Genomic DNA, 25350 nt, shown 5'->3' with positions numbered 1-25350 from the left:
GTTCGAGAGAAGTGGATTGAGGTGCTTAACTTATGAGGTTAAACGATAGATATTAGAAAAGAGAGAAGAGAAAAGAGAGAAGAGAGGAGAGAAATTTCAATAATAAGGACGTGTAGATTTATTGAATAAATAAATGAATAGTATAGAATAATTCCTAAATAGAGCTTTTTTCACCCTTTAGGGTTAGCCTGTCCGCCGGAGCTTTAGCGTAGGAGGAGGCAAAGAAAAAAAGCGACGTTATATGGCGGAGGGTTTTGATTGGAATGGTTAATTGACTTGAATAATCGGTTTTACACCCCTAAGGTCCCCTCAAGGGGACAATAAGTTTCGTGTATTTACCATAATTATTCAACCTATAACAGGGAAGTCCAGTCTTAATACTTAATACTTCCATCTTAATACTTAATACAATTAATCCCCATCACACTTTTATATCAAAACCCAATACCTTATCTTCGCCGCATCTATGGAAACAAGTCAATTAAGGGTACATCTGGTAACGGCTATCAATGCTGCAGTGGCTGCCGGAGCAGTCATTATGGAAGTGTATAACGGCGATTTGGAAATTAGCTACAAAGCTGATGATTCGCCTTTAACGCTGGCCGACAGGCGTGCTAACGAGGTGATTATGTCGCACTTAAAATTAAGTGGTATTCCCGTGATTAGCGAGGAAAACAAACAGGTACCTTTTGAAGACCGAAAAAACTGGTCCGTTTGCTGGATGGTAGATCCGCTGGATGGTACCAAAGAATTTATTAAACGCAATGGCGAGTTTACGGTTAATATTGCCATGATTGTTGATGGTGCTCCGGTGATGGGTGTGATTTATACCCCTGCTACCGCCGATTTATATTTTGCCATCAGCGCCGAAAAACAGGCCGCTAAAATAAATTTAAGTGGTAAGTCTTTGTCGGTAGAGAGCATTTTTCAAGAAGCTACAATATTAACACCAAAGGCTCCTGTGGCTTATAACCGAGTGGTGGGCAGCAGGTCTCATATGAATGACGATACCCTGTTGTTTTTAGAAACGCTTAAAACTGATACCGGCGCAAGTGCTGAAATGGTAAGTGTGGGCAGTTCTCTTAAATTTTGTTTGTTAAGCGAAGACAAAGCCGATGTGTATCCGCGTTTTGCACCTACCATGGAATGGGATACCGCAGCCGGACATGCCATTTGTAAGGCGCTCGATATTAAAGTGTATCAGCAAGACCAAACCACCGAACTGCAATATAACAAACCCAATCTTTTGAACCCTTACTTTATAGCAGCGCATGATCAGTTCTTCGCATAAACGACATTTATTAAAAGCACTGAGCTGGCGTATTTTGGGTACGCTGGATACCATGCTGCTGGCCTGGCTTATTTCGGGGAACCCGCTCACCGGATTTAAAATTGGTCTGGCAGAGGTGGTTACAAAAATTGGTTTGTACTACCTGCATGAGCGTGTTTGGTTTAAAGTAGATTTAAAACAAAACCATCAATTTGCCAACAGTCAATACCGACATATCGCCAAAACCATTACCTGGCGCGTGGTGGGAACACTCGATACCATGCTGCTGGCCTGGCTTATCTCTGGCGACCCCATGATTGGTTTAAAAGTAGGATTGGCCGAAGTGCTTACCAAAATGCTGTTGTATTACCTGCACGAGCGTATGTGGTATCGTATTAATTTTGGATTGGACCGTAAAACAATAGAGGATGAGTAAATTTATCATTCCACACGATTTTAACATCAACAAACAGCTCAGGGCTGAGCGCAACCAACACAGTGCTTTTGTGCTGTGGTTTACCGGACTTTCGGGTTCGGGAAAATCTACCATTGCCAATGCCGTTGAGCAGGTGTTATTTTCAAAAAATTTGCAAACCTATAGCTTAGATGGCGATGCCTTAAGAACAGGTTTAAATGCCGATCTTGATTTTAGCACGGCTGCCAGAGACGAAAATTTGCGACGTGTGGCCGAAGTGAGTAAATTATTTACCGATGCGGGAATCATCACACTGGCGGCTTTTATTTCGCCTTTAAAGTCGCAGCGCGCCACCATCAAACAAATTATTGGTGCTGATAATTTCTACGAAATTTTTGTGGATACCCCGGTTGCAGTCTGCGAAGCCAGAGATGTGAAGGGCTTGTACGCCAAAGCCAGAGCGGGAATCATCAAAGATTTTACCGGTGTTAGTGCCCCTTACGAAGCTCCCGACAGCCCTGATCTGGTGGTGAAAACCGCCGAGCTAAGTCTGGAAGATTCCGTTGAAAAAGTTGTTAACTTTGTAATGCAAAAGCTTTAAAAACATACCATGAGCAAATATTATTTAAATTATTTAGACGAATTAGAAGCCGAAGCTATTTATATCATCCGCGAGGTCTGGGCCCAGTTTCAGAATCCGGTGATCTTGTTTTCGGGTGGTAAAGACTCTATTGTGGTCACCCATTTGGCCAGAAAGGCCTTTTATCCTTCTAAAATTCCGTTTGCCTTAATGCATGTGGATACCGGACATAACTTTCCGGAAACCATGGCTTTTAGAGACCAATTGGTGAAGGATTTGGGTGTGAAACTCATCGTAGGGTCTGTTCAGGAATCTATTAATAATGGCAGAGTGGCCGAAGAACGCGGTAAGCATGCTTCCCGAAATGCCTTACAAACCACCACCTTGCTCGATACCATTGAAGCCCATAAAATAGATTGTGCCATTGGCGGCGGTAGAAGAGATGAAGAGAAAGCCAGAGCCAAAGAACGTTTCTTTTCGCACAGAGATGATTTTGGACAGTGGGATCCTAAAAATCAGCGTGCCGAATTGTGGTATTTGCTCAATGGTAAATATTTTGAAGGCGAACATTTTAGAGCCTTTCCCATTAGTAACTGGACCGAGATGGATATCTGGAATTATATTTTAAGAGAACAAATAGCCATTCCGAGTTTGTATTTTGCTCACCAACGACAGGTGATATGGCGCAGTAACAGCTGGATTCCGTATTCAGAACACATCACTTTGGAAACGCATGAACAGGTGGAAACCAAAACCATCCGTTTTCGAACTTTGGGCGATATCACCATAACAGGCGGTATTACCTCCGATGCCGATACGCTTGATAAGATTGTAGCCGAAGTGGCGGCCATGCGCCAAACCGAACGCGGCAATCGCAGCGACGATAAACGCTCTGAGACTGCCATGGAAGACCGTAAACGCGATGGCTATTTTTAAACTTTTAAAGGCTACAATACTGCCTTAATTTAACTGAAGAAGAAACTATTTACATTATAAAATTGAAATTGGTACCCCATGATAGATAACAACCAATTATTGAGATTTACAACCGCCGGAAGTGTAGACGATGGCAAAAGCACCCTGATAGGGCGATTGTTATACGACAGCAAGTCTATTTTTGAAGACCAGCTGGCTTCGGTAACAGCCACCAGTTTGAAAAAAGGACACGAGGGTGTTGACCTCGCCATGTTTACGGATGGTTTAAGAGACGAACGCGAACAGGGCATTACCATTGATGTGGCCTACCGTTACTTTACCACACCCAAACGAAAGTTTATTATTGCTGATACACCCGGACACATTCAATATACGCGTAATATGGTTACCGGTGCCTCTACGGCCAATGCTGCCATTATTTTAATTGATGCGCGTCATGGGGTGGTAGAACAAACCAAGCGCCATGCCTATATTGCCTCTTTATTGCAGATTCCGCATATTATTGTGTGTATTAATAAAATGGATTTGGTAGATTTTTCTGAAGCGGTTTATTATGAGATTTTGTCGCATTTTGAAGAGTTTGCTTCCAAACTATACATCAAAGATGTGCGCTTTATCCCTATTAGTGCTTTGTTGGGTGACAATGTGGTGAACCGTTCTGAGCAGATGCCCTGGTACCAGGGAGCGCCTTTGTTAGATGTATTGGAAACACTTCATATTAGCAGTGATATCAATAAAATAGACGCGCGTTTTCCGGTGCAAACCGTCTTACGACCTCAAAGTGCCCAGCATCGCGACTACCGCGGTTATGCCGGTAGAATTGCCAGTGGTATTTACAGGGTAGGAGATGAGGTGATGGTGTTGCCTTCGGGCTTTTCCTCAACCATTGCTTCAATTAATTGTGGGTTTGATGAGCTGGAGGAAGCCTTTGCACCCATGTCGGTAGCCATGACACTAAGCGATGATATTGATATTAGCCGCGGCGATATGATTGTTAAACCCAACAATCAACCTGAAATGCAGCAGGAGTTTGATGTGATGCTGTGTTGGTTGCACCATGCACCGGCCAAACCACGAACCAAATATGTGATTCAGCATACCAGTAACGAGCAAAAAGCGATGATTAAGCAGGTGGTTTATAAAATTAACATTAACAACTACCAGCGCATCACCGACAACATCGAACTGGAGATGAATACCATTGCCAGAGTAACTTTAAAATGCTCGCAGCGATTGATGATAGACGATTATAAAACCAACCGTATTACGGGGAGTATTATTTTGATTGATGAGGCTACTAATGAAACTGTGGCTGCGGGGATGGTGGTGTAGTTGTTGGGTTGTAGGTTGTAGGTTTTAGGTTGTAGGTTGTAGGACTTTGGAGTCCTAAATATAATTGATCAATCGTTACTATTGTTTATTAAACTCTGTGAGCCTCTACGAGTCTCTGGAAATAATTATACCACAAAGGTCTACAAAGAGGTTTTTTGAAAGATTTTAAACTTGGTGTGCTTTGCGTATAACCTTAGCGCTCTTTGCGGTAAAAAAAGATAGTGTGGCACCAATACTACAAGACCTAAGACCAAACCTTTAAAAACTTGTATTAAATAAAACCACGAAGCTCCCAAAGAAGGCACAGACCTGCCTGCCGCCCGCCTGCCGGCCGGCAGGGCAGGCAGGGTTCCACAAATAGAGTCGCAAAGACGCAAAGCGAGGTACTTTTTATATTTGAAAATATCAATAAATCTTCACAATTTCTTTTGCGTCTTAGCGTCTTGGCGAGAGACTTATTCTGTGGTGAACAAATGAAAGATCCCGCGTTACAAACGCTGTAATTCTTGTTGTTTTCTCGTAGTGGGTACTCGTTGCAAACGAGCACCAGATTGGGGATGGTGGTGTAGTTCTTGGTTTTAGGTTGGAGGTTGTGGGTTGTGGGACTGTGGAGTCCTAAATAGGATTGACCCACCCTTTGGTCCCCTCCCAGGAGGGGAGGTTTGCGTGTTTTTAATTGAGTTCAGTTTGTTGATTTTGATAGAGCGTCGCAAAGTCGCAAAGCGAGGTACTTTTTATATTTGAAAATATCAATAAATCTTCACAATTTCTTTTGCGTCTTAGCGTCTTGGCGAGAAACATATAAATATACCACGCAGAGTCGCAAAGTCGCAAAGCGAAGGATTTTTTATAATTGAAATACATCAATAAATCTTCACAATTTCTTTTGCGTCTTAGCGTCTTGGCGAGAGACTTATTCTGTGGTGAACAAATGAAAGATCCCGCGTTACAAACGCTGTAATTCTTGTTGTTTTCTCGTAGTGGGTACTCGTTGCAAACGAGCACCAGATTGGTTGCAAACGCCTGCGCGCCTGTGGCGGGAGCACCAGATTGGTTAGATGTTAAAACTTTTTTTCACAATAAGTTTTCTATTGAAATATCTTCGTCAAGTTCCTCCCAATGTATACCTTCACCCTTACCAATGAATCGCCAATTGGTAAGTTGATCAATGGAGGCATTTCGCAATTTTTTAAACCATTCTAGTGGCACGGATAATTCGCGACCATCTTCTAAAATGATCACCATTTTTGAAGTTGTAAATGATATATCTACAGCAAAAGGCGATTTAGTTATTGTTAAAGTACTCATTCCATTTTTGTTTAAAAAATTCTACATTTTCATCTACTAATTTACGAATTTCTTTAATTTCATTTGCATTGAAACCTCTTGAATATACCAACTCAATATTTAATAAATTAAATTTAGCCGTTTTAGTGTCTTTTTCAATATGAATGTGCATTGGTAAATGCTCATTACTGTAAAAGAAAAATCGATAGCCCTTTACTATTAATATTGTCGGCATATTACACTTAGTTTGTTTCTAATTACAATGTTTTGTGATTAAAGGTTTAAAGCTCTTGATTTGTTAAAGATATAATTAAATTCTGAATTTTAATAGTATCAGATATGCGGTTGATTTGCTTAATTAGTTTTTCTAAAGTTGAATAATAAAGCATTGATTAGTTTTTATAACTCCCTAAAACCTTTGGGATTTATACAGATTAAGTTTTATGCCCTCAGACTCCAAAGGTTCACCAAGAGAACTCGCTGCAAACGCCTGCGCGAATGTGGCTGGAGCACCGGAATGAATAGTTGATGGTTCATAGTTTGTTGATTGTTGAGTCCTAAATAAGATTGACCCACCCCTTTCGTCCCCTCCCAGGAGGGGAGGATAACGTAATGTAATTAAGGTTTGGTTAATTTATTTTAGTAGATTTTCATTTTAAATAAGTTCACAGTGAATATAACAACTGACGAATTTTTATAAAAAATAACGAAATTATTCCCTGCCTGCCTAAGGATGTATTTATACAATTTCTCTTTTCTCTTCTCTCTTCTCCCTGCCTGTCGGCAGACAGGTCTTCTCTCTTCTCCCAATTCTCACTATTAGTAATCATTTCACCATCTATCAAAAACTATTGAACCAAAATTAGGACTCTTACATGTCCGTTATTTCCTAAATTTTGAGTAATTTAAGGGTATGAAACGATCATCATTAACAGCGCTCTTCAATCAACTAAAATCGGTCGTGGTGGTTTTAGAGTTTTTAGTATTGACCGTACTGATTTTATACATTGGAAAATCGCTTTTTATTTCATTGGGTTTTGCTTTTTTGATTAGTATTGTGTTGTATCCGTTGTGTCAGTGGTTTGAAAATAAGGGTGTACCCAGAACATTGGCCATCTCCATTCCTTTCTTTTTTCTTTTGTCATTATTTGTTGGTTTGGGGTATTTGTTATTTACTTATGTGTTGAATGTGGTGAGTGAACTGGACAACATGAAGCTAAAATTACAAGAATTATTACAACAACTTAATTTAACCGTTTCGGAGAATCTGGGTTTTAATGCCGAGAAGCAAACCGAAATACTACAAAACTTTATAGATGATTTGGGTGGTAATTTGGTTGGAGAATCGGGAGGCACGGTCTTAACTCTGTCTGAAAATCTCTTCTTTATGATTATGATACCCATTTTTGCCTTTCTTATTTTACTTTACCGTCATAAACTGACCAATGCACTTTACAGTTTGTTTCCTTCCAACAACAGGAATGATCTTTATAAAATGATCTCTGAAACCGTTACAACTTATTACAGTTTTATTAAAGGAATGTTGTTGATTTATCTGATTGTGGGGATCCTCAATAGTATTGGACTGGCTGTGATAGGGGTGCCCAATCCCATTCTTTTTGGGTTTATAGTATCTGTTTTTACCTTTATTCCATATTTTGGTATTATCATAGCTTCTTTATTACCAATTACAGTGGCTTGGATCACCTTTGATTCTGTTTGGTACCCTGTGGCTGTTGTTGCCTGGTTCACCATTGTACAAATTCTTGAGGCTTATCTTATTTTTCCAATAATTATTGGAAAGCGACTTCAGGTAAATATTTTGGTGATGTTTATTATGATCATCCTAGGTGGAATGTTGTGGGGCGCTGCCGGAATGATTTTGTTTATTCCAATAGTGAGCTTGCTTAAAATTATGGCCGATAAAAGTGATCAACTTAAGTTTATTTCTGAATTGTTGAATGAATAGTTTGTGGTTCATGATACATGGTTTGTAGAGTCTTAAATAGGCTTGATCCAGTTAATTGAATACTCCCGTCGTATTTAAATGCTGTTAAATGGTTATAACACAGAGGTGCACAAAGAAGGCACAGAGTTCCACAGAGAGAGTCGTAAAATTTTAAAGATAAGGACTTTATATAATTGAATACATCAATATATCTTCACAATTTCTTTTGCGTCTTAGCGTCTTGGCGAGAAACAAATAAATATACCACGCAGGGTCGCAAAGTCGCAAAGCGAAGGATTTTCACATATAAATGTATCAATAAATTTTCACAATTTTTTTTGCGTCTTAGCGTCTTTGCGAGAGAGAAAATTAAATCTGTGCGAATCTGTGTGAATCTATGGTGAATACATGAAAAATCCAGCGTTACAAACGCTGTAATTCTTGTTGTTTTCTCGTAGTGGGTACTCGTTGCAAACGAGCACCAGAGTTAGGATTTTGTAAGGTATTAAACTTAGTGCGCTTCGTGCAAATCTTTTGCTCTTTGCGGTAAAAAATAGAGCCACAACCCCAACAAAAGGGAGTCATTGCGAGTGAGTTCCGACGATAGTTGGGACGAGCGTGGCAATCTCATCGAGTCAGCACAAATCTTCTTTAAAACGAATTTAGGATCTGCATCAACCCATCTAACTACTTAGCCATACGTCATGTAGTCTTAAGTATTAAGTATTAAGTCTTCAGTCTTAATACTTAATACTTAATACTTAATACAACATCTACCCCATCTTCTCCTGCAGCTCCAGCCAGCGCATTTCTTTGGCTTCTATATCGTTAATCAGTTCCTGTAATTTTAGTCCGTATTTGGTGAGGTCTTCTGCACTTAAGTCGGTATTGTAAAGCCGTTGTTCCAGGGCTTTTTTGTCGAGTTCAAGAGAACGGATTTTACTCTCGAGATTTTTGAGTTCTTTTTGTTCGTTATAACTGAGTTTGGCAGCCTCGTTTTTGTCTTGTTTTTCGGCAGTATGGGTTGTTTTGGTGATGGCTGTGTCCGGTTCCGGTGCCTTGCTATTGTCATAGGCGCGGTAATCGGAGTAATTACCGGGAAAGTCGCTTACGACGCCGTCGCCTTCAAAAACCAACAAATGGTCTACAATTTTATCCATAAAGTAGCGGTCGTGCGAGACTACTACCAGACAACCGGGGAAGTCCATTAAAAAATTCTCGAGTACATTGAGCGTTACCACATCTAAATCGTTGGTAGGCTCATCGAGTATTAGCACATTGGGATTTTGAATTAAAACCGTACACAGGTAGAGGCGCTTACGCTCGCCACCACTGAGTTTTTCCACAAAATCGTATTGCTTTTTACGATCGAATAAAAAGCGTTCCAGCAACTGTTGTGCGCTGATTTGCCTGCCCTTGGCTAATGGAATATAATCGCCATACGCTCTGATGACGTCAATAACCTTCTCCTGAGGTTTGATATCTATACCGGTTTGGGTATAGTAGCCCAGTTGCACGGTATCTCCCAAAACCACTTTGCCGCTGTCGGGTGTAAGCAATTGTGCGAGCATGTTGAGAAAGGTGGTTTTTCCGGTGCCGTTTTTGCCAATCACCCCAATGCGCTCACCGCGTTTAAACACATAGCTAAAATTGTTGAGAATGACGGCATCTTTAAAGCGTTTGCTCACATTGTGGAACTCGATAATTTTTGAACCCAGGCGTTGCATTTGCAATTCTAATTGCACTACATGGTCTTTGCGACGCTGTTGGGCGCGGGATTTAATATCGTGAAAATCGTCTATGCGCGACTTAGATTTGGTAGTGCGTGCTTTGGGCTGCCGGCGCATCCAGTCCAACTCTTTTTTAAAGAGTTGTTGTGCCTTGCCGGTTTCGGTTTCCCAAACGGCGATGCGTTCTTCCTTTTTCTCTAAATAGTAGGAATAATTGCCTTTGTAGCTGAATAGCTGGCCTTCGTCTAATTCTAATATTTCATTGCACACACGTTCTAAAAAATAGCGGTCGTGGGTGACCATGAATAGTGTGAGGTCGCTTTGCGCAAAATACTGCTCCAGCCACTCAATCATTTCTAAATCCAGGTGGTTGGTAGGCTCATCAAGAATGAGCAAATCGGGATGAGAGAGCAGTGCCTGCGCCAGTGCCAGTCGTTTTTTTTGTCCGCCACTCAGCGTTCCTACCTTTTGGTGGGTATTCTCCAGTTTTAGCCGGTACAGTAGTTGTTTGTAGGTGGTTTCAAATTCCCAGGCATTGTGGCGCTCCATGGCTTCGAAGGCTTTTTGGTAAGCCTCGGCATCTTCAGTGTTTTCAAGAGCGTGCTCGTAATTGGCAATCACCTTGAGAATGGGCATGTCGCCGGTTAAAATACATTCTTCAATAGTTAAAGCTGCATCCAGTTGCGGTTCCTGGTCTAAAACAGCAATTCGCAGGCCGTTTCGGGAGATGATCTCGCCCGAATCGGGGGTGTCTCTGCCGGCCAGAATATTGAGGATGGTGGTTTTACCGCTGCCGTTTTTGGCCACCAGCGCCATTTTTTGGTTTTTGTGTATACTGAAAGACAGGTCTTTAAATAATACCAATTCGCCAAAAGATTTAGAAATTTGCTGAGCGCTTAACAGATGCATGAAACATATTTTTTGCAAATAACGTAAATAACCAAAAAACAAACGAATAGTTTTGATATTGTTAGTGATGTTCTATATTTGTGATGAAACAAAACACCCCTATGAATAAGATATATGCGGTATTGGCGTTGGCTTTGATAATTTTGAGCAGTTCGTGCATTTCGCAAAAAGAATTGACCTATTTACAGGAACAGGAAGGGCAAACCGATAGTTTACGCGTGCTCACCGAAGTACAAAAGCCCTACCGCGTTCAGATTAATGATATCTTAAACGTTCAGGTAAAGGCCTTAGATCAGGAAACCACCCAAATTTTAAATCCCACAGGCGATGCCAATTTAAATGCCAGTAGTCAGGAACGCGCCTACTTTGACGGTTTCACGGTGGATTTGCGCGGTAACATTCGCATTCCTATTTTAGGGCAGGTACAGGTGCTGGGTTTGACTACCGAGGAGATACAGGACTTGATTGAACAACGATTACTGGAAGATGAATTTAAAGATACAGCACAGATTTTTGTAACAGTGAAGTTGGCCGGTTTGCGTTATACGGCCACCGGCGAAGTGGGTAGCCCCGGTACCAACGTGTTGTTTCAGGAGCGCGTGAATATATTTGAAGCGCTTGCCAATGTTGGCGATGTGGCACTTACCGGTAACCGCAAGGAAGTGATGATCATCAGGCAGTACCCGCAAGGACAGGAGATACATTACCTAGATTTAACCGACCGTGCCGTGATGCAGTCGCCTTTCTATTACATTCAGCCCAACGACATGATTTATGTAAAACCGCTTAAGCAAAAATCCTGGGGAACCGGTACAACAGGTACACAAACACTTGGAACCATTGCTGCTGTTTTTGGTTTAGTAACTACCACTATTTTATTATTAACCAGACTATAAACGAACGTGACCGATTTTGAACAAGACATAGAGCAGGGTGAACAAGGCCGGATAGGTTTTGATTTCAGGGGCTTTTTATTTAAGGCTTTGAACCTCTGGAAACTTGTGCTACTTTCAATAGGTATAGCGCTTTTAGTGGCTTATTTTATCAACGTACGCAAACCGAATATTTATCAACTTAACTCTCTTATTTCTATAGAAAGCGAACAGAATCCTTTTTTTACTGCCAACACTTCTATTTCTTTTAACTGGGGTGGCGTTTCAGGAAAGGTGGGTAAAATAATGACCTCTGTAAAAACCCGAACGCATAATGAATTGGTAGTAGATTCATTGAAGTATTACATGAATTATTTTGTGAAGGGAAAATACAGATTTGAAGATGTATATAAAAATGCGCCATTTGAGTTTAAGCCAGATATGCAACAGGGGCAAATACTTGGGCAAACCATAGGCGTGCGAATTAAAGACGACGACAACTTCGAAATCTTTGCTGTTTTTGAGAGTGAGGCTGCTACAGCTCAGCGCTATGGCGATAAATCAAAAGTAAACATTACGCTGCCTCTTGGTGAATTTCAGCAAACATTTCAATTTGGTAACCCAATTAAACTCTCTTTTTTAAGTGGAACCATAGAAAAACGTGTGGGAAGAGCACTTGTTCCCGGCACTGAGTACTATATACAATTTTTAAATTTTGATTCAGTTGTCTATCAATATCAATCCGGTGTAAAAATTGCGCCATTTTCTGGTTCATCCTCGGCGGTATTAACCCTTTCTCTTATTGGAACTAATAAAGCCAAAATTGTTGACTATTTAAATGCTACAGCCGCCATTTTAAGTCGTACCGAACTGGAGCGTAAAAATTTGTACGCCACCAACACCATTAAGTTTATTGACAGCAGTTTAAATAATGCAGATGCAGACGTAAGGCGGGCTACTGACATGATGAATGAGTTTAGGAAAAAAAACAAAGTCTTTAATGTTACCGAAGAGATGATTTCAACCAACGAAAAGCTGAAAATGCTTGATGTTGAAAGGGAAGCTGAAAATGCGAAGCTTAAATATTTGAACAGTCTGGAAGACTACCTGCGCACCAAAACTGATTATACCAAAATTGCAGCACCCAGTTCGGTAGGTATACAAGAAGGCAATATTGTAAGCAGTGTGAGTACCATTACCGGTTTGGCGATTGAGCGCCAGAGCCTGGAATACACCACCAAAGAAGGGTCTATTTTATTTAAAGAATTGGACCGTCGCATTGATGCTGAGAAAAATGTATTGCTGGAAACCATTGGGGCCACCAAACGCACCATTAACGGCCAACTTATTAACATTAATCAACGTATCGGCAGGTTAGAATCTGAGCTGTCAAAATTGCCGGAAGACCAGCAAGAATTTCTTAAAATAGAACGCACCCTAAGCTTAAGCCAAGAGGCTTATGACATTTACTTGTCTAAACGTGGGGAAGCAGCTATTGTTAAAGCCGCTAATGTATCTGATATTGTGGTAATAGATGAGGCCAAAGATATTGGTAACGGCCCCATCGGACCTAAGAAGTCGTTAAATTATATGATGGCCTTAATGGTGGGCTTTTTCTCGCCCATGTTCCTCATTTTTGTGGTGTATTTGTTAGACAATACCATTCATGGGTCTGATGAAGTTGAGAAGTTGAGTAAAATCCCCATTATTGGTCTGATAGGTAAGTACAATTACAAAAACAATCTGGTGGTTTACGAAAAACCTAAGTCGGCCGTAGCCGAGTCTTTTCGCGCCATCCGTTCGAGTTTGCAGTTTATTTATAAAAATCAGCCCAACCCTGAGAACAAAGGTCGAACTTTGATGGTGACTTCTTCTGTGAGTGGTGAAGGTAAAACGTTTTGTTCTATTAATATGGCGACTGCCTATGCCTTATCGGGTAAAAAAACCATACTATTGGGTTTAGATTTGCGGAAGCCTAAAATTTTTGGAGATTTTAATATTCAAAACGATTTGGGAATTGTTAATTACCTTATTGGCGACAGTACTCTGGAAGAAGTAACCTTAAAAAGTCATATCGAGAATTTGGATGTGATACCATCAGGTCCCATACCACCCAATCCGTCTGAAATATTGATGGGAGACAATCTCAAAGTCTTTATGGCACATTTGAGGGATAACTATGATATTATAGTAATGGATACGCCCCCTTTGGGCTTGGTGACCGATGCTCTGGAATTGTCGAATTTTGCCGACGCCACGGTATTTCTGGTGAGGCTGGATTACACCAAAAAGGGTATGTTGTCTCTGGTAAATGCCAAATATCGTACCGGCGAATTGAAGAATGTATATTATTTACTCAACTTTTATAAGCATAAATCCAATCACAATTATGGCTATGGTTATGGCTATGGTTATGGCTATGGTTATGGATACGGAGTATATGGCAATGCCTATCACGAGCGCGACAAGAAAGGATTGGTATCCAGACTAAAAAGACTTTTGAAGCGTTTACAATAAAACACATACATGACACGAGGTCAAAAGCTTATTAAACGTTTATTTGATTTGCTGTTGGCTATAGTCTTGTTAATTCCTGTGAGTCTTTTAATAATTGTTTTAATGCTGATTTGCGCGGTTGAAACCCGAAGTAACGGGCTTTACCGGCATGCGCGCATCGGTCAATACGGACAACCGTTTGTTATGTATAAACTTCGCACCTTAAAAAACGAACCCCATTATTTAGGGAAGTTAGAACAAAGCGCCACCCGCAGCGGTAAATGGATCAGAGCCCACAAATTAGACGAGTTGCCACAATTATACCATGTACTAACAGGTGAGATGAGTTTTGTAGGTCCCAGACCTGATGTTCCCGGTTTTGCCGATAAGCTTGAGGGAGCAGATAGGGTGATCTTGAGTGTTAAACCCGGAATTACAGGACCGGCAACCCTTAAATATAAGCATGAGGAGCAGTTGCTGGCGCTTCAAGATAACCCTGAAACATACAATAGAACGATTATTTGGCCCGATAAGGTGAAAATTAATAAAAACTACGCGGAAAATTGGAGTTTTTACTTAGATTTGGACTGCCTTTTAAAATCTTTATTTTGAAGTATATGAATAAAAAAACAGATAAAATAGCCATCATTGGTCTTGGGTATGTAGGATTACCCTTAGCGGTTGAATTTGCTAAGAAATATCCTGTGATTGGATTTGATATCAACCGTAAGCGTGTAGCCGAACTACGCCAGGGAAAAGACCATACACTAGAGGTGGAAGATGCCCATTTAATGTCGGTGTTGAACGATCAACCTGATACCACCGGTCTTTTGGTGACTTACGATTTAGCAGATTTAAAAGATTGTAACATTTACATAGTTACCGTACCAACACCTACCGATGCGCTCAACAAACCCGATTTTACACCTTTGATAAAGGCCAGTGAAACTGTGGGTAATGTACTCAAAGCTGATGATATTGTTATTTACGAGTCTACGGTGTATCCCGGTGCTACAGAAGAGGTGTGTGTGCCCATCCTGGAAAAGGTAAGTGGATTAACCTACAATACGGATTTTTATGCAGGGTATTCACCTGAGCGCATTAATCCGGGTGATAAAGAACACACCGTTACCAAAATATTAAAAGTAACCTCGGGGTCTACACCCGAAATAGGTGAAATAGTAGATGCCTTGTACCGATCGGTGATTACGGCAGGTACGCATTTGGCACCTTCCATAAAGGTGGCAGAAGCGGCTAAGGTGATTGAAAATTCGCAACGCGATATCAATATTGCTTTTGTGAATGAGTTGTCGAAGATTTTTAGAATTCTCGACATCGATACCGAAGCTGTTTTAAAAGCAGCAGGTACCAAGTGGAATTTTTTAAACTTCAAACCCGGACTGGTGGGCGGACACTGTATAGGAGTCGATCCGTATTACCTGGCCCAAAAAGCCATTGAATGTGGTTATAATCCGGAGATTATATTGGCGGGTCGTAAGATGAATGATAGTATGGGTAGTTATGTAGCCACCGAAACGGTTAAAATGATGATCAATGAAGGTGTCACCATCAAAGGTTCCAAAGCACTGGTTTTGGGCATTACCTTTAAAGAGAATTGTCCGGATATTAGAAATTCAAGGGTTATCGACATCATACAGGAATTGAGAAGTTATCACGTCAATGTAGATGTGTTTGATCCGTGGGCTTCTCAAGAGGAAGTTCAGGAAGAATACGGATTAGAATTATTAAGCGATATAGCACAACTAGGAGAGGACTACCATGCCATCATTTTAGCGGTATCTCATAATGAATTTTTAGAACTAAATGTTGAGGCGCTTAAGGCAGCTAATGGTGTTATATTTGATGTGAAGTCTTTGTTTCCTAAGGAAATGGTGAATGCGAGGTTGTGATTGGAAGTTAATTTAGGGGAGCAGAGAGAAGAGAACAGAGAACAAAGAACAGAGAACAGAGAACAGAGAGAAGAGAACAGAGAGAAGAGAACAGAGAGAAGAGAGAAGAGAGAAGAGATTCAGATAGTTATTTGGAGAGAAATGGAAAATCTTAAATTAAAAGGACGTCATTCTCCCCTCCAGGGAGGGGATTAAGGGGTGGGTACTTGACAGAGAATTTCTATTTTATCAATCAACGAATTAAATAAATTAATGCCTAAAATAATTCCATATCAGCATAAATTAGTGGCATTGGCGAAAGCATTAAGAAGTAAAATGACCTATGGTGAAATTGCATTATGGAGAGAAATAAAAGGTAAAAAGTTAGGTTATAAATTTAGCAAGCAAATACCAATTGATAGTTATATTGTTGATTTTTATTGTAAAGAACTTAAATTAGCTATTGAAGTTGATGGAGGAATACACTTTACTGAAGAACAGGAAAAATATGATCATCAAAGACAAAAAAAGTTAGAATCTTTAGGAGTGAAACTAATTCGGTTTAGTGATGATGATATTAAAAATAATTTAGATACAGTGTTAGATGAATTGAAAAACAAAATTGAAATCTTAAACAACGATGATAATTAAAGATTTCATTTTTTAGGAAATCTGGTATAAACCCACCCCTAGCCCCTCCCAGGAGGGGAATAACCTTGTAAGATTTACTTTATAACGGCTATTAAATAACTTAACAGCAAATAAAATTTAAAGGAATAAAATAATTTTGTATTTATTAGTAAATTAAATTAAAAAATCGCCATTCTCCCCTCATGGGAGGGGATTAAGTGGTGGTTAAAGCCAAACTTCTGTAAACTACAAGATATTAAAAAAATAATAGTTAATCCTATAAACATTATAAATTTGAAAACTATCTTTTATAATGAAATATTAAATTAAGCAGACGTCATCTTCCCCTCCTGGGAGGGGATTAAGGGGTGGGTCATTTCATAATTGCTTGAAAACATGAATTTTTTAAAGTAGTTCTAATTTAGTAAAATAAATAATTAAAATGATAACACAAAACATATCAAAACACCGTTTTTTAATCACAGGAGGTGCCGGATTTATTGGCAGTAACCTGGTAGGATACCTGCTAAAACACGGCGCTGTGAAGGTGCGGGTTTTGGATAATTTTTCGAATGGCTACAGGCATAACCTTACCGAGTTTTTGGAACATCCCGCATTTGAATTAATGGAGGGTGATATTAGAGACCTGGCCACTTGCGAGTTGGCTATGAAGGATATTGATTATGTGAGTCATCAGGCCGCTTTAGGTTCGGTACCGCGATCACTTTACGATCCGGCTACTACCAACGCCGTGAATATTAACGGCTTTTTAAATATGATGATTGCGCTCAAAAATAGCAACACCGTGAAGCGCATGGTCTATGCGGCTTCCAGTTCTACTTATGGCGACAGTAAAAGTTTGCCCAAGGTTGAAAATGTGATTGGTAAACCGTTATCGCCTTATGCGGTGACCAAATACGTAAATGAGCTTTATGCCGATGTGTTTGCTTCGGCTTATGGCACCGATACCATTGGTTTGAGATACTTTAACGTTTTTGGCCCAAAACAGAGTCCGAATGGCGCTTACGCAGCGGTGATCCCCCTATTTATGCAGGCGTTGAAAGACAACCAAACGGCAAAAATTAATGGTGATGGTGAGCAAACGCGGGACTTTACCTATGTAGATAATGCCGTTCAGGCTAATGTCAAAGGGTTTTTTGCACCCGCAACCGCAGCTAACGAAGTCTTTAATGTGGCTTGTGGCGAACGTATTTCTGTGAATCAGTTGTGGCAGTATTTAAAAGAAGCCGCCGGTTCAAATTTAGAGCCTACTTATGGTCCGCCAAGAAAAGGTGATGTGCGCGATTCGTTAGCTGATATCAGCAAGGCAGAACGGTTGCTTGGGTATGATCCTGAGGTAACGGTGCGTGAGGGATTGGGGCTTACCTGGGATTGGTTTGTTGGGTAGTGAAACTTCAAATTCCAAATTTCAAATTTCAAACTCATTACTCCGAACTCATAACTCGAAACTACGAGAGTCAACAGTCTTAATACTTTCGTCTTATTACTTAATACTCACATCTACTCCCGTATAATCTGCTCCGGAAAGACCACCACACTTTCAAATCCGTTGGCAGCAACTGCAGCCACACCAAAGTAGTAATTGTCAATGACGATACCTTCCAGAGTAAAATTATCGACATCACCCACATAGCGGCTGTGATCCCAGGTGGGTGAGGTGGTATCGCGCCAGTAAATTTTATAGCCAACTGCTCCTTCAACTTTGTCCCATTTTAACTTGGCCGATGGTTGTACAATGCCGCCAATACCCACATTTTTTGGTGCCGGTGGTGCCCATGCCAGGCTGGCCATATTAATGGCGTTAACGGCGGTAAGCTTAGCGGCATAATCAAAATTAACGCCTTCAATTACGTCGCCATAGGCAATACCATTTTCTACACGAATATCCTGATGCTGACGGTTATAATTTTCATGGGCTTCCATGATTCTGATGCCTGAAAATCCCAGATCGTTAAACGGACGGTGATGACCGCCACGACCAAATCTGTCGAGTCTGTAAACCATCATGGGGTTCATTTCGGGCATATAGGTTTTGGTAGTTTTATGAACGTAGCGCGCCAGTTGACGTGAAATACCATCTACTTCGCCACCGTAAAATCTGCGGGCGTTGCGCTGGCGTTCTGTTTCGGTTGGCGGCACAGGCTCAGAGAAAATGCGGAAAGTGCGATTATCAATCACCCCGTCAACACCTTCGATGTTGCCAATCATGTCGTTATTCAATACGCCAATAATGTCCCAGCCATTGTCCTGTGCGTATTTTGCTAATCCGGCACCACCAAACAATCCTTGTTCTTCACCTGATAACCCAACATAAACCACGCTGCTTTCAAACTGATATTTCGACAACACTCTTGCGGCTTCTATAGCGCCGGCCATACCGGAGGCATTGTCGTTGGCACCGGGTGCATCGATGGTAAAGTCCATTGTATTACTGGCGCGCGAATCGATATCGCCACTCATAATGATGTAGCGATTTGGGTATTTGGTACCTTTTTGAACGGCTACCACATTCACAACCCAAGCGTCTTTTGGTACGCGATTGTTACCTTCTTTTGTAACAAAATCTTTTTGATAAAAGACATCCAGACAATTATTACAGTTGGCTGAAATCTTCTCGAATTCATTTTTAATCCATCGTCTGGCGGCTCCAATGCCACGCGTATCAGACACCGTGTCGCTAAAGGTGTTTCGGGTGCCAAAATTAGCCAGTGTTCTGATATCGTTTTCAATACGTTCTGCGGAAACTGCATTGATGATGTCGTATATCTTTTGATTTGTTTGGGCTTTGGTTAAAAAAGGAGATAAAACAAATAGAAGAATCACTAGCTTTTGCATTGGAAATGGTTTTTAGTTCTTCACAAATTTAACCAATAATTCCCTTACCGCATTGGTGTCTTTTATATAATAATTGGCTTTGGTTTTTTTAGAACCTACCTTTATGGTATACGATTTTTCGGGTAAGGCCTCGAAGGTAAATTCGTCGGTCCAGTCATCACCAATAGCTACTATGTTATCGTATTGTTTTGCAGTAATTAATCGCGAGGTTGCCCGGCCTTTGTTAACATTGCTGCCTTTTATTTCGATGACCTTATTACCTTCCAGAACCGATAAATCGTTGTTGGAGATTAAGCTTGTCAATACGGTGTTGAGTTCCATAGTTCTTATTTGTGCCAGTTCGGGGTCGGCTTTGCGGTAATGCCAGGCCAGTGAGTATTTTTTCCTTTCAATGAAGGTTCCCGGCGTTCTGTCGACAAAGGTTTCTAAAATGGGCAGAATGTTCTCCATCCACTGTGTTTTAACCTGCTCTAACATTTTCCAGTCTTTATTTTTAGATTTTAACCAAACGCCGTGATCGGTGATGAGGTTAAAATCGTAATCGCTTAGCCAGCGCTCAAATGTTTCGCGATCTCTTCCGCTGATGAGAACCAGATCGGTATTTGGTAGGCTGTTCAATTTAAGCAGTAAGGCTATCAGGTCTTCATCGGGTGAGGCATCTTGCGGATTGTTGGTAAAGCCAACCAAGGTTCCGTCATAATCTAACAACAAGAGGTTTTTTTGTGCGTTTTCAAAATCGGAGACCATTTTTGCGGACACATTTGTGTCTAATGCACGCGTTATTGAAGTTTCTCTGTATTTTTTAGTTGAATTGAGCGAACTCATAAATTCATCGGCCCATTTTTCTACGCTGTAGCGTTTGAGTCGTTTTTGGAGAATATGAAGTCGGCGTGATTGTTCCGCTTCAGGCATCTCCAGAGCTATTTTTAAGGTGTCGGCTATTTGCTCAAAATTGTTGGGATTGATGAGCAGTGCTTCGTTCATTTCTTTCGAGGCACCGGCCATTTCGCTTAACACCAACACCCCGTGTCCATTGGTGCGTGTGGCGATATATTCCTTAGCTACCAAATTCATACCGTCGCGTATTGGCGTTATCAATGCTACCTGCGATGAGGTGTATAAATCGATTAAATTTTCAAAGGGCATCGAGCGGTAGTAATACCAGATGGGTGTCCAGCTTACGGTGGCAAATTGACCGTTAATTCTGCCAACCAGCTCATCGGTTTCGCGTTTTAATTTTTTGTATTGTGGCACATCAGAGCGCGATGGCACCGCCAGCATAATTAGCCTTACTTTCTCTTTAAACTCCGGATATTTATTTAAAAAATACTCAAATGCCCGAATGCGGTTGGGGATGCCTTTGGTATAATCCATTCGATCAATAGACAAAACGAGTTTGGTATCGGCATCTGATTGAATATGGTCGTCGAGACGTTTTTGCAGTTCCGATTTTTGGCTTTCGTCCTGATTGAGGTGCGCCAGGGCTGCGTTGTGAAACTTGTTGTAATCTATTCCCATAGGAAATGAATCCACTTTAATAGTTCGGTCGGCCATTGAAATTTCGTTGAAGTTCACTTCTAAACGCATGATACGTTTGACTGAACTTAAAAAATGGCGCTCGTAATCGTAGGTATGAAAGCCCAGTAAGTCGGCACCGAGCATGCCATCCAGCACTTCTTCGCGCCATGGAAATGTGCGGAATATTTCGTAGGAAGGAAACGGTATGTGTAGGAAAAAGCCAATGGAAGTATTGGGTTTTTTGTCTTTGATGAGTTTTGGCAACAATAACAATTGGTAGTCGTGTACCCAAACGGTATCGCCATCTTCAATGTGTTCTAAAACGACTTCGGCAAATTTTTCGTTCACGCGCTTGTAGGCTTGCCATTGTTCGTGTTCAAACTCGGTGTATTCCATAAAGTAGTGGAACAGCGGCCAAAGGGTTTTGTTGCTAAACCCGAGATAATAATTGTCGATATCATCTTGAGTTAAGGACACTGCCTCGCATTTTTCCTTTTTAACCGCTTGTTTTACAAGACTTTTAAGATTATCATCTAATTCCTCTTCAGTTAAACCCGACCAGCCAATCCAGATACCATTACCATCAGCATGAACCGATTTTAGGCCTGTAGCTAAACCGCCTACACTTGGCACTACCTCCAGTTTATCATTATTTAATTTAATTTGTAGTGGAAGTCTGTTGGAAACAATAATCGTTTTATTCACAATGCTATTCTTAGATTAATACTTAGTTTTGTAATTTAACGAAAAAAATTGTGTTAACCATAAAAAGAAAGATTTGAAAGACAATTTACATTATGGCATTATAGGAAATTGCCGAAGCGCTGCGCTTATTTCAAAAACAGGTTCTATCGACTGGTGTTGCTTGCCCGAGTTTGACTCTTCGTCGGTATTTGCTAAAATTTTAGACGATAACATTGGTGGCCACTTTGGATTTATTGTAGATGAAAGTTATCAAATTACCCAATTCTACCTCAATCAAACTGCTATTTTGGTAACGAGATTTAGTAACGGACTCGATACTTTTGAAGTACACGACTTTATGCCGCGCTATCATAAAACAAATACCAAATACCAAGCACCGCCCGAAATTGTTCGATATATCAAATATATTTCAGGAAAGCCCACATTTAAATTAGATTATCAGCCCAAATTGGAATATGCCATTGGTGTTACCGACACCTATGTAAAGGATGAATTTATTGTAAGTCTAACACATAGTGAAAAGTTCGACACACTTTTTATGTATTCTAATTTAGACCTTCAACAAATTGTAAATAGTGAACCTATTTTGCTCATCGCGGATGCGTTTTTCCTTTTAGGCTATAACGAAAAAGTATTTAAGCCAACTGTTGACAATATGTATTTAGAGCACCAACGCACTAAGGTGTATTGGTTGAATTGGATAGATAAAACTCCTAAATACAATTTATATAACGAAGAAATTTTAAGAAGTGCGGTTACCTTAAAGTTACTAAGCTATGATAAAACGGGTGCCGTTTTGGCAGCTGCAACCACTTCATTACCAGAAACTATTGGCGAAGTGCGCAATTGGGATTACCGTTTTTGCTGGATTCGGGATGCTTCGATGGTGATTAAAGTGTTGTCTCATTTAGGACATCGCAGTGCCGCGCAGCGGTATTTGCAATTTATTATTGATTTGATACCCGATAAAGACGAAAAACTTCAAATCATGTATGGGATCAATAAAGAAAAGCAACTCACAGAGCTTACCTTAAATCATTTATCGGGTTACCAAAATTCCAGACCGGTGCGCATTGGCAATGCCGCATACATGCAAAAGCAAAACGATATTTATGGTATTTTGATGGATGTGATTAACCAGCAGTTTGAAAAATTTACTGTTGATGTTGAAAGAACTGAAGAACTTTGGACCATCACTAAAGGCATAGTTTGGGTAGTTGAAAAACACTGGCGCGAAGCCGATAAAGGTATTTGGGAATTTAGAACCGAAGACCGACATTTCACTTTCTCAAAAGTACTGTGTTGGGTAGCCGTGGACAGAGCTATTAAAGTAGCCGAAAAATTGGATAAATACCGAAAAATCAATAAGTGGAAACTCCTTGAAGCCGAAATAAAAAACGATATTTTTGAGAAAGCGTGGAATGAAGATGTAAAGGCGTTTACCCAATCTTATGGCAGTAAATACCTGGATGCCTCGGTACTGTTAATGGAAAATTACGGATTTATTGAAGCCAAAGACCCAAAATATGTGAGTACGGTTTTGGCTATTGAAAAAGAATTGAGTTACGACGGCTTGATGTATCGTTATAAAAATGAAGACGATTTTGGATTACCAAGCTCCTCGTTTACCATTTGTACGTTTTGGTTTATCAACAGTTTGTACAAAATAGGTGAGCGGCTCAAAGCCAAAAAAATGTTCGATAAATTATTGACTTATAGTAATCATTTAGGATTGTTTAGCGAAGACATTGATTTTAAAACCAAACGTTTGTTAGGGAATTTTCCGCAGGCCTATTCGCATTTGGCATTGATAGAAACGGCTATTAATTTATCTGAAATTACTGAGGAGGAAAAGGTGAAGCATACGATGGCTTAAAGTAAAGAAATATAAAAAGTCCATTGATGACTTAATAATTAAAATGCACCGCGAAGTCGCCAAGAACGCTAAGGTTTTGTCAATAATTTTTTTCAACATCTGATGCCTACATCTAGCGCTCGTCATAGAATAGCACCAGAAGCACTGTATTTTATATTGTGTTGAGCTACATTATTTCAAAAAGGAAGACCTCGCAGTCCCAATTGCCATCGGGACTATGAGGTCTGGTATGTGTTATATGAAATTTTAACCGTTTAGAAACAGTACTTATTCTCGGCCTTTACCTTTTCGGCGATGGTGTTTCTCAATTCAACTACGTTAGGGTAGTTGTTGTATTTGGTGAAACGTTTTAAGCCCATGAGCATCATTTTTTGTTCATCGCCTTCAGCGAATGATATGATACCTTCCATACCGTTTTTCTTGATAATTTCAACGGCATTGAACAAGTACAATTTGGCCATGGCGATTTGTTCTTTTTGAGAATCTTCACCGAATCGTTTGGCATTCTTTTCGGTTCTTAATACAGCAGATTCTGCCAAGTAAATTTCGATCAGTATATTTGATGCAGCTAGAAGCAATTGTTGATGTTGGTCTAAATCGGGTCCGAATTTTTGAACCGCAGCACCTGCCACCATTAAAAATACTTTTTTAAGCTTGGCAATCATTTCCTTTTCTTCGGCAAATAATTCAGAATAATCAGGAATATCAAAAGACGGAATGCCCATTAATTCTTCCTGAACTTTCATGGCGGGCGACAGTAGATCTACATGACCTTTCATGGCTTTTTTAACCAACATTCCCACAGAGAGCATTCGGTTAATTTCGTTGGTACCTTCGTATATTCTGGCAATTCTGGCATCTCTCCAGGCGGCTTCCATAGGTGTTTCTTCAGAGAAGCCCATACCACCAAAAATCTGTATACCTTCATCGGCACAGTTTTGAACATCTTCAGACACTGCCACTTTTAAGATGGAACATTCTATGGCGTATTCTTCAACCCCTTTCAATTCTGCTTCCTGGTGACTGTTACCGGCGGCAACGCGCATTTCAATGCGGTCTTCAATGTTTTTAGCAGCTCTGTAGGAGGCTGACTCACCGGCATAAGCGCTGGTTGCCATTTCGGCCAATTTAGATATGATAGCACCAAAATCGGCAATAGGTGTGTTAAATTGCTTGCGCTCTGTGGCGTATTTTACTGCGTGAGTAGTAATGCGGCGTTGCGAATCTAAACAAGCGGCAGCCAGTTTAATTCTTCCAACGTTTAAGGCATTCATGGCAATTTTAAAACCTTCGCCACGACCGGCCAGCATATTTTCAACCGGCACCATACAATCGTTAAAAAATACCTGACGCGTTGAAGAGGCTCTAATACCGAGTTTGTGTTCTTCTTCGCCTAAGGTGATGCCATTTGCCGGATCATTTTCTACGATGAAACCGGTAATATTTTTATCGTTTTCAATTCTGGCAAATACAATGAACAACTTGCAGAATCCTGCGTTGGAAATCCACATTTTTTGTCCGTTAATCTTATAATGTTTACCATCGGCAGTGAGTTCGGCTGTTGTTTTACCCGAATTGGCATCGCTACCCGCGCCCGGTTCGGTTAAGCAATAAGCGCCAAACCATTCGCCACTGGCCAATCTTGGCACGTATTTTTGTTTTTGTTCTTCGGTTCCGTAGAGGGTAATTGGCATGGTGCCAATACCGGTATGTGCGCCAAAAGCCGTGCTAAACGAGCCGGTACCACTCGAAATATAGTCGCATACCAGCATGGTAGACACGAAGCCCATTCCCAAACCGCCGTATTCCTCAGGTACTGCAACACTCAAAAAGCCTAGGTCGCCCGCTTTGCGCATACAAGCTTCGGTAAAAGCGAAGTCTTTCTTTTCGAAGCGTTCGCGGTGTGCAATGATTTCACGGTCGTTGAATTCGATGACCGCTTCTTTCATCATATTTTGTTCTTCGGTAAAATCTTCAGGGGTGAAGACGTCATCGCAATGTGTTTCTTTCACGAGGAATTGTCCGCCGCGTAAGATTTCTTTTTCTTTAACTGTTGTGTTCATAGATTTTAATTTTAGAGAAGAGAGAAGAGAGAAGAGAA

At 40.6% G+C, this 25350-nt stretch carries 20 protein-coding genes; 14 read left to right on the top strand and 6 right to left on the bottom strand.

The window, feature by feature from the left end; all coding sequences use genetic code 11:
• The first annotated feature begins 466 nt into the window (after positions 1–466).
• From cysQ to FJ651_RS06635, 5 genes are all read left to right on the top strand, one after another.
• On the top strand, positions 467–1291 hold the full coding sequence (cysQ, locus tag FJ651_RS06655; protein WP_140989699.1) for a 3'(2'),5'-bisphosphate nucleotidase CysQ: 825 nt from the start codon (positions 467–469) through the stop codon (positions 1289–1291).
• Positions 1272–1706 (top strand): DUF2061 domain-containing protein, encoded by a 435-nt coding sequence (locus tag FJ651_RS06650; protein ID WP_140989698.1) that lies wholly within the window; start codon positions 1272–1274, stop codon positions 1704–1706. The genes cysQ and FJ651_RS06650 overlap by 20 nt, the downstream gene beginning before the upstream one ends.
• The gene (gene cysC, locus FJ651_RS06645) at positions 1699–2286 is read left to right on the top strand and encodes an adenylyl-sulfate kinase (protein WP_140989697.1); all 588 of its coding nucleotides are present in this window, start codon (positions 1699–1701) and stop codon (positions 2284–2286) included. Before FJ651_RS06650 ends, cysC begins: the two co-directional genes overlap by 8 nt.
• 9 nt (positions 2287–2295) lie before the next feature.
• On the top strand, positions 2296–3201 hold the full coding sequence (cysD, locus tag FJ651_RS06640; protein WP_140989696.1) for a sulfate adenylyltransferase subunit CysD: 906 nt from the start codon (positions 2296–2298) through the stop codon (positions 3199–3201).
• Between the two features lie 78 nt (positions 3202–3279).
• Positions 3280–4533 carry a sulfate adenylyltransferase subunit 1 gene (locus tag FJ651_RS06635; protein WP_140989695.1) on the top strand — a complete coding sequence of 418 codons (1254 nt, stop codon included), beginning with the start codon at positions 3280–3282 and terminating at the stop codon, positions 4531–4533.
• A 1074-nt stretch (positions 4534–5607) separates the two neighbouring features.
• Here the strand turns inward: FJ651_RS06635 and FJ651_RS06630 are convergent.
• Both FJ651_RS06630 and FJ651_RS06625 read right to left on the bottom strand, forming a co-directional pair.
• Entirely contained in the window at positions 5608–5841 is a 234-nt protein-coding gene (locus tag FJ651_RS06630; RefSeq protein ID WP_140989694.1) for a DUF2442 domain-containing protein, read from the bottom strand.
• Entirely contained in the window at positions 5819–6055 is a 237-nt protein-coding gene (locus FJ651_RS06625) for a DUF4160 domain-containing protein (RefSeq protein ID WP_140989693.1), read from the bottom strand. Before FJ651_RS06625 ends, FJ651_RS06630 begins: the two co-directional genes overlap by 23 nt.
• Before the next feature lie 678 nt (positions 6056–6733).
• Here FJ651_RS06625 and FJ651_RS06620 point away from each other — a divergent pair.
• Positions 6734–7789 (top strand): AI-2E family transporter, encoded by a 1056-nt coding sequence (locus FJ651_RS06620; RefSeq protein WP_140989692.1) that lies wholly within the window; start codon positions 6734–6736, stop codon positions 7787–7789.
• Between the two features lie 752 nt (positions 7790–8541).
• Here FJ651_RS06620 and FJ651_RS06615 read toward each other — a convergent pair.
• On the bottom strand, positions 8542–10407 hold the full coding sequence (locus tag FJ651_RS06615) for an ABC-F family ATP-binding cassette domain-containing protein (protein ID WP_140989691.1): 1866 nt from the start codon (positions 10405–10407) through the stop codon (positions 8542–8544).
• A 101-nt stretch (positions 10408–10508) separates the two neighbouring features.
• On the opposite strand from FJ651_RS06615, the gene FJ651_RS06610 reads away from it, so the two are divergent.
• The 7 genes from FJ651_RS06610 (at position 10509) to FJ651_RS06580 (ending at position 17702) form a co-directional block, all read left to right on the top strand.
• Entirely contained in the window at positions 10509–11303 is a 795-nt protein-coding gene (locus FJ651_RS06610; RefSeq protein WP_140989690.1) for a polysaccharide biosynthesis/export family protein, read from the top strand.
• Positions 11304–11309: 6 nt separating this feature from the next.
• A complete protein-coding gene (locus tag FJ651_RS06605) occupies positions 11310–13796 on the top strand; it encodes an exopolysaccharide transport family protein (RefSeq protein ID WP_140989689.1) in 2487 nt (828 codons plus the stop codon).
• 9 nt (positions 13797–13805) lie between these two features.
• Positions 13806–14387, top strand: a complete 582-nt coding sequence (locus FJ651_RS06600) for a sugar transferase (RefSeq protein ID WP_140989688.1) — start codon at positions 13806–13808, stop codon at positions 14385–14387.
• 5 nt (positions 14388–14392) lie between these two features.
• Positions 14393–15685, top strand: a complete 1293-nt coding sequence (locus FJ651_RS06595) for a nucleotide sugar dehydrogenase (protein ID WP_140989687.1) — start codon at positions 14393–14395, stop codon at positions 15683–15685.
• On the top strand, positions 15686–15880 hold the full coding sequence (locus FJ651_RS06590) for a hypothetical protein (RefSeq protein WP_140989686.1): 195 nt from the start codon (positions 15686–15688) through the stop codon (positions 15878–15880). It begins immediately after the preceding gene.
• 57 nt (positions 15881–15937) lie between these two features.
• On the top strand, positions 15938–16315 hold the full coding sequence (locus tag FJ651_RS06585) for an endonuclease domain-containing protein (protein WP_140989685.1): 378 nt from the start codon (positions 15938–15940) through the stop codon (positions 16313–16315).
• A 421-nt stretch (positions 16316–16736) separates the two neighbouring features.
• Positions 16737–17702 (top strand): SDR family oxidoreductase, encoded by a 966-nt coding sequence (locus FJ651_RS06580; protein ID WP_140989684.1) that lies wholly within the window; start codon positions 16737–16739, stop codon positions 17700–17702.
• Positions 17703–17815: 113 nt separating this feature from the next.
• Here the strand turns inward: FJ651_RS06580 and FJ651_RS06575 are convergent, their stop codons facing one another.
• Positions 17816–19150 (bottom strand): M28 family peptidase, encoded by a 1335-nt coding sequence (locus FJ651_RS06575; protein ID WP_140989683.1) that lies wholly within the window; start codon positions 19148–19150, stop codon positions 17816–17818.
• Between the two features lie 12 nt (positions 19151–19162).
• Positions 19163–21373, bottom strand: a complete 2211-nt coding sequence (locus tag FJ651_RS06570; protein ID WP_140989682.1) for a bifunctional alpha,alpha-trehalose-phosphate synthase (UDP-forming)/trehalose-phosphatase — start codon at positions 21371–21373, stop codon at positions 19163–19165.
• Between the two features lie 73 nt (positions 21374–21446).
• Here FJ651_RS06570 and FJ651_RS06565 point away from each other — a divergent pair, with 73 nt between their 5' ends.
• Positions 21447–23249: a glycoside hydrolase family 15 protein gene (locus FJ651_RS06565; protein WP_140989681.1), complete on the top strand. Its 1803-nt coding sequence runs from the start codon at positions 21447–21449 to the stop codon at positions 23247–23249.
• 254 nt (positions 23250–23503) lie between these two features.
• Here the strand turns inward: FJ651_RS06565 and FJ651_RS06560 are convergent, their stop codons facing one another.
• Positions 23504–25312, bottom strand: coding sequence for an acyl-CoA dehydrogenase family protein (locus FJ651_RS06560; RefSeq protein ID WP_140989680.1), 1809 nt, complete (start codon positions 25310–25312; stop codon positions 23504–23506).
• Positions 25313–25350: the final 38 nt, after the last annotated feature.

It is taken from the genome of Paucihalobacter ruber (genome assembly GCF_006494535.1).
Classification (GTDB): domain Bacteria; phylum Bacteroidota; class Bacteroidia; order Flavobacteriales; family Flavobacteriaceae; genus Paucihalobacter; species Paucihalobacter ruber.
The sequence above is the reverse complement of the archived record's forward strand: the minus strand, read 5'-3'. Positions and strand labels throughout refer to the sequence as shown.

Coding starts and splice junctions, on each gene's coding strand:
- cysQ (WP_140989699.1), top strand. CDS start 467: ATGGAAACAAGTCAATTAAGGGTACATCTGGTAACGGCTATCAATGCT.
- FJ651_RS06650 (WP_140989698.1), top strand. CDS start 1,272: ATGATCAGTTCTTCGCATAAACGACATTTATTAAAAGCACTGAGCTGG.
- cysC (WP_140989697.1), top strand. CDS start 1,699: ATGAGTAAATTTATCATTCCACACGATTTTAACATCAACAAACAGCTC.
- cysD (WP_140989696.1), top strand. CDS start 2,296: ATGAGCAAATATTATTTAAATTATTTAGACGAATTAGAAGCCGAAGCT.
- FJ651_RS06635 (WP_140989695.1), top strand. CDS start 3,280: ATGATAGATAACAACCAATTATTGAGATTTACAACCGCCGGAAGTGTA.
- FJ651_RS06630 (WP_140989694.1), bottom strand. CDS start 5,841: ATGAGTACTTTAACAATAACTAAATCGCCTTTTGCTGTAGATATATCA.
- FJ651_RS06625 (WP_140989693.1), bottom strand. CDS start 6,055: ATGCCGACAATATTAATAGTAAAGGGCTATCGATTTTTCTTTTACAGT.
- FJ651_RS06620 (WP_140989692.1), top strand. CDS start 6,734: ATGAAACGATCATCATTAACAGCGCTCTTCAATCAACTAAAATCGGTC.
- FJ651_RS06615 (WP_140989691.1), bottom strand. CDS start 10,407: ATGCATCTGTTAAGCGCTCAGCAAATTTCTAAATCTTTTGGCGAATTG.
- FJ651_RS06610 (WP_140989690.1), top strand. CDS start 10,509: ATGAATAAGATATATGCGGTATTGGCGTTGGCTTTGATAATTTTGAGC.
- FJ651_RS06600 (WP_140989688.1), top strand. CDS start 13,806: ATGACACGAGGTCAAAAGCTTATTAAACGTTTATTTGATTTGCTGTTG.
- FJ651_RS06595 (WP_140989687.1), top strand. CDS start 14,393: ATGAATAAAAAAACAGATAAAATAGCCATCATTGGTCTTGGGTATGTA.
- FJ651_RS06585 (WP_140989685.1), top strand. CDS start 15,938: ATGCCTAAAATAATTCCATATCAGCATAAATTAGTGGCATTGGCGAAA.
- FJ651_RS06580 (WP_140989684.1), top strand. CDS start 16,737: ATGATAACACAAAACATATCAAAACACCGTTTTTTAATCACAGGAGGT.
- FJ651_RS06575 (WP_140989683.1), bottom strand. CDS start 19,150: ATGCAAAAGCTAGTGATTCTTCTATTTGTTTTATCTCCTTTTTTAACC.
- FJ651_RS06560 (WP_140989680.1), bottom strand. CDS start 25,312: ATGAACACAACAGTTAAAGAAAAAGAAATCTTACGCGGCGGACAATTC.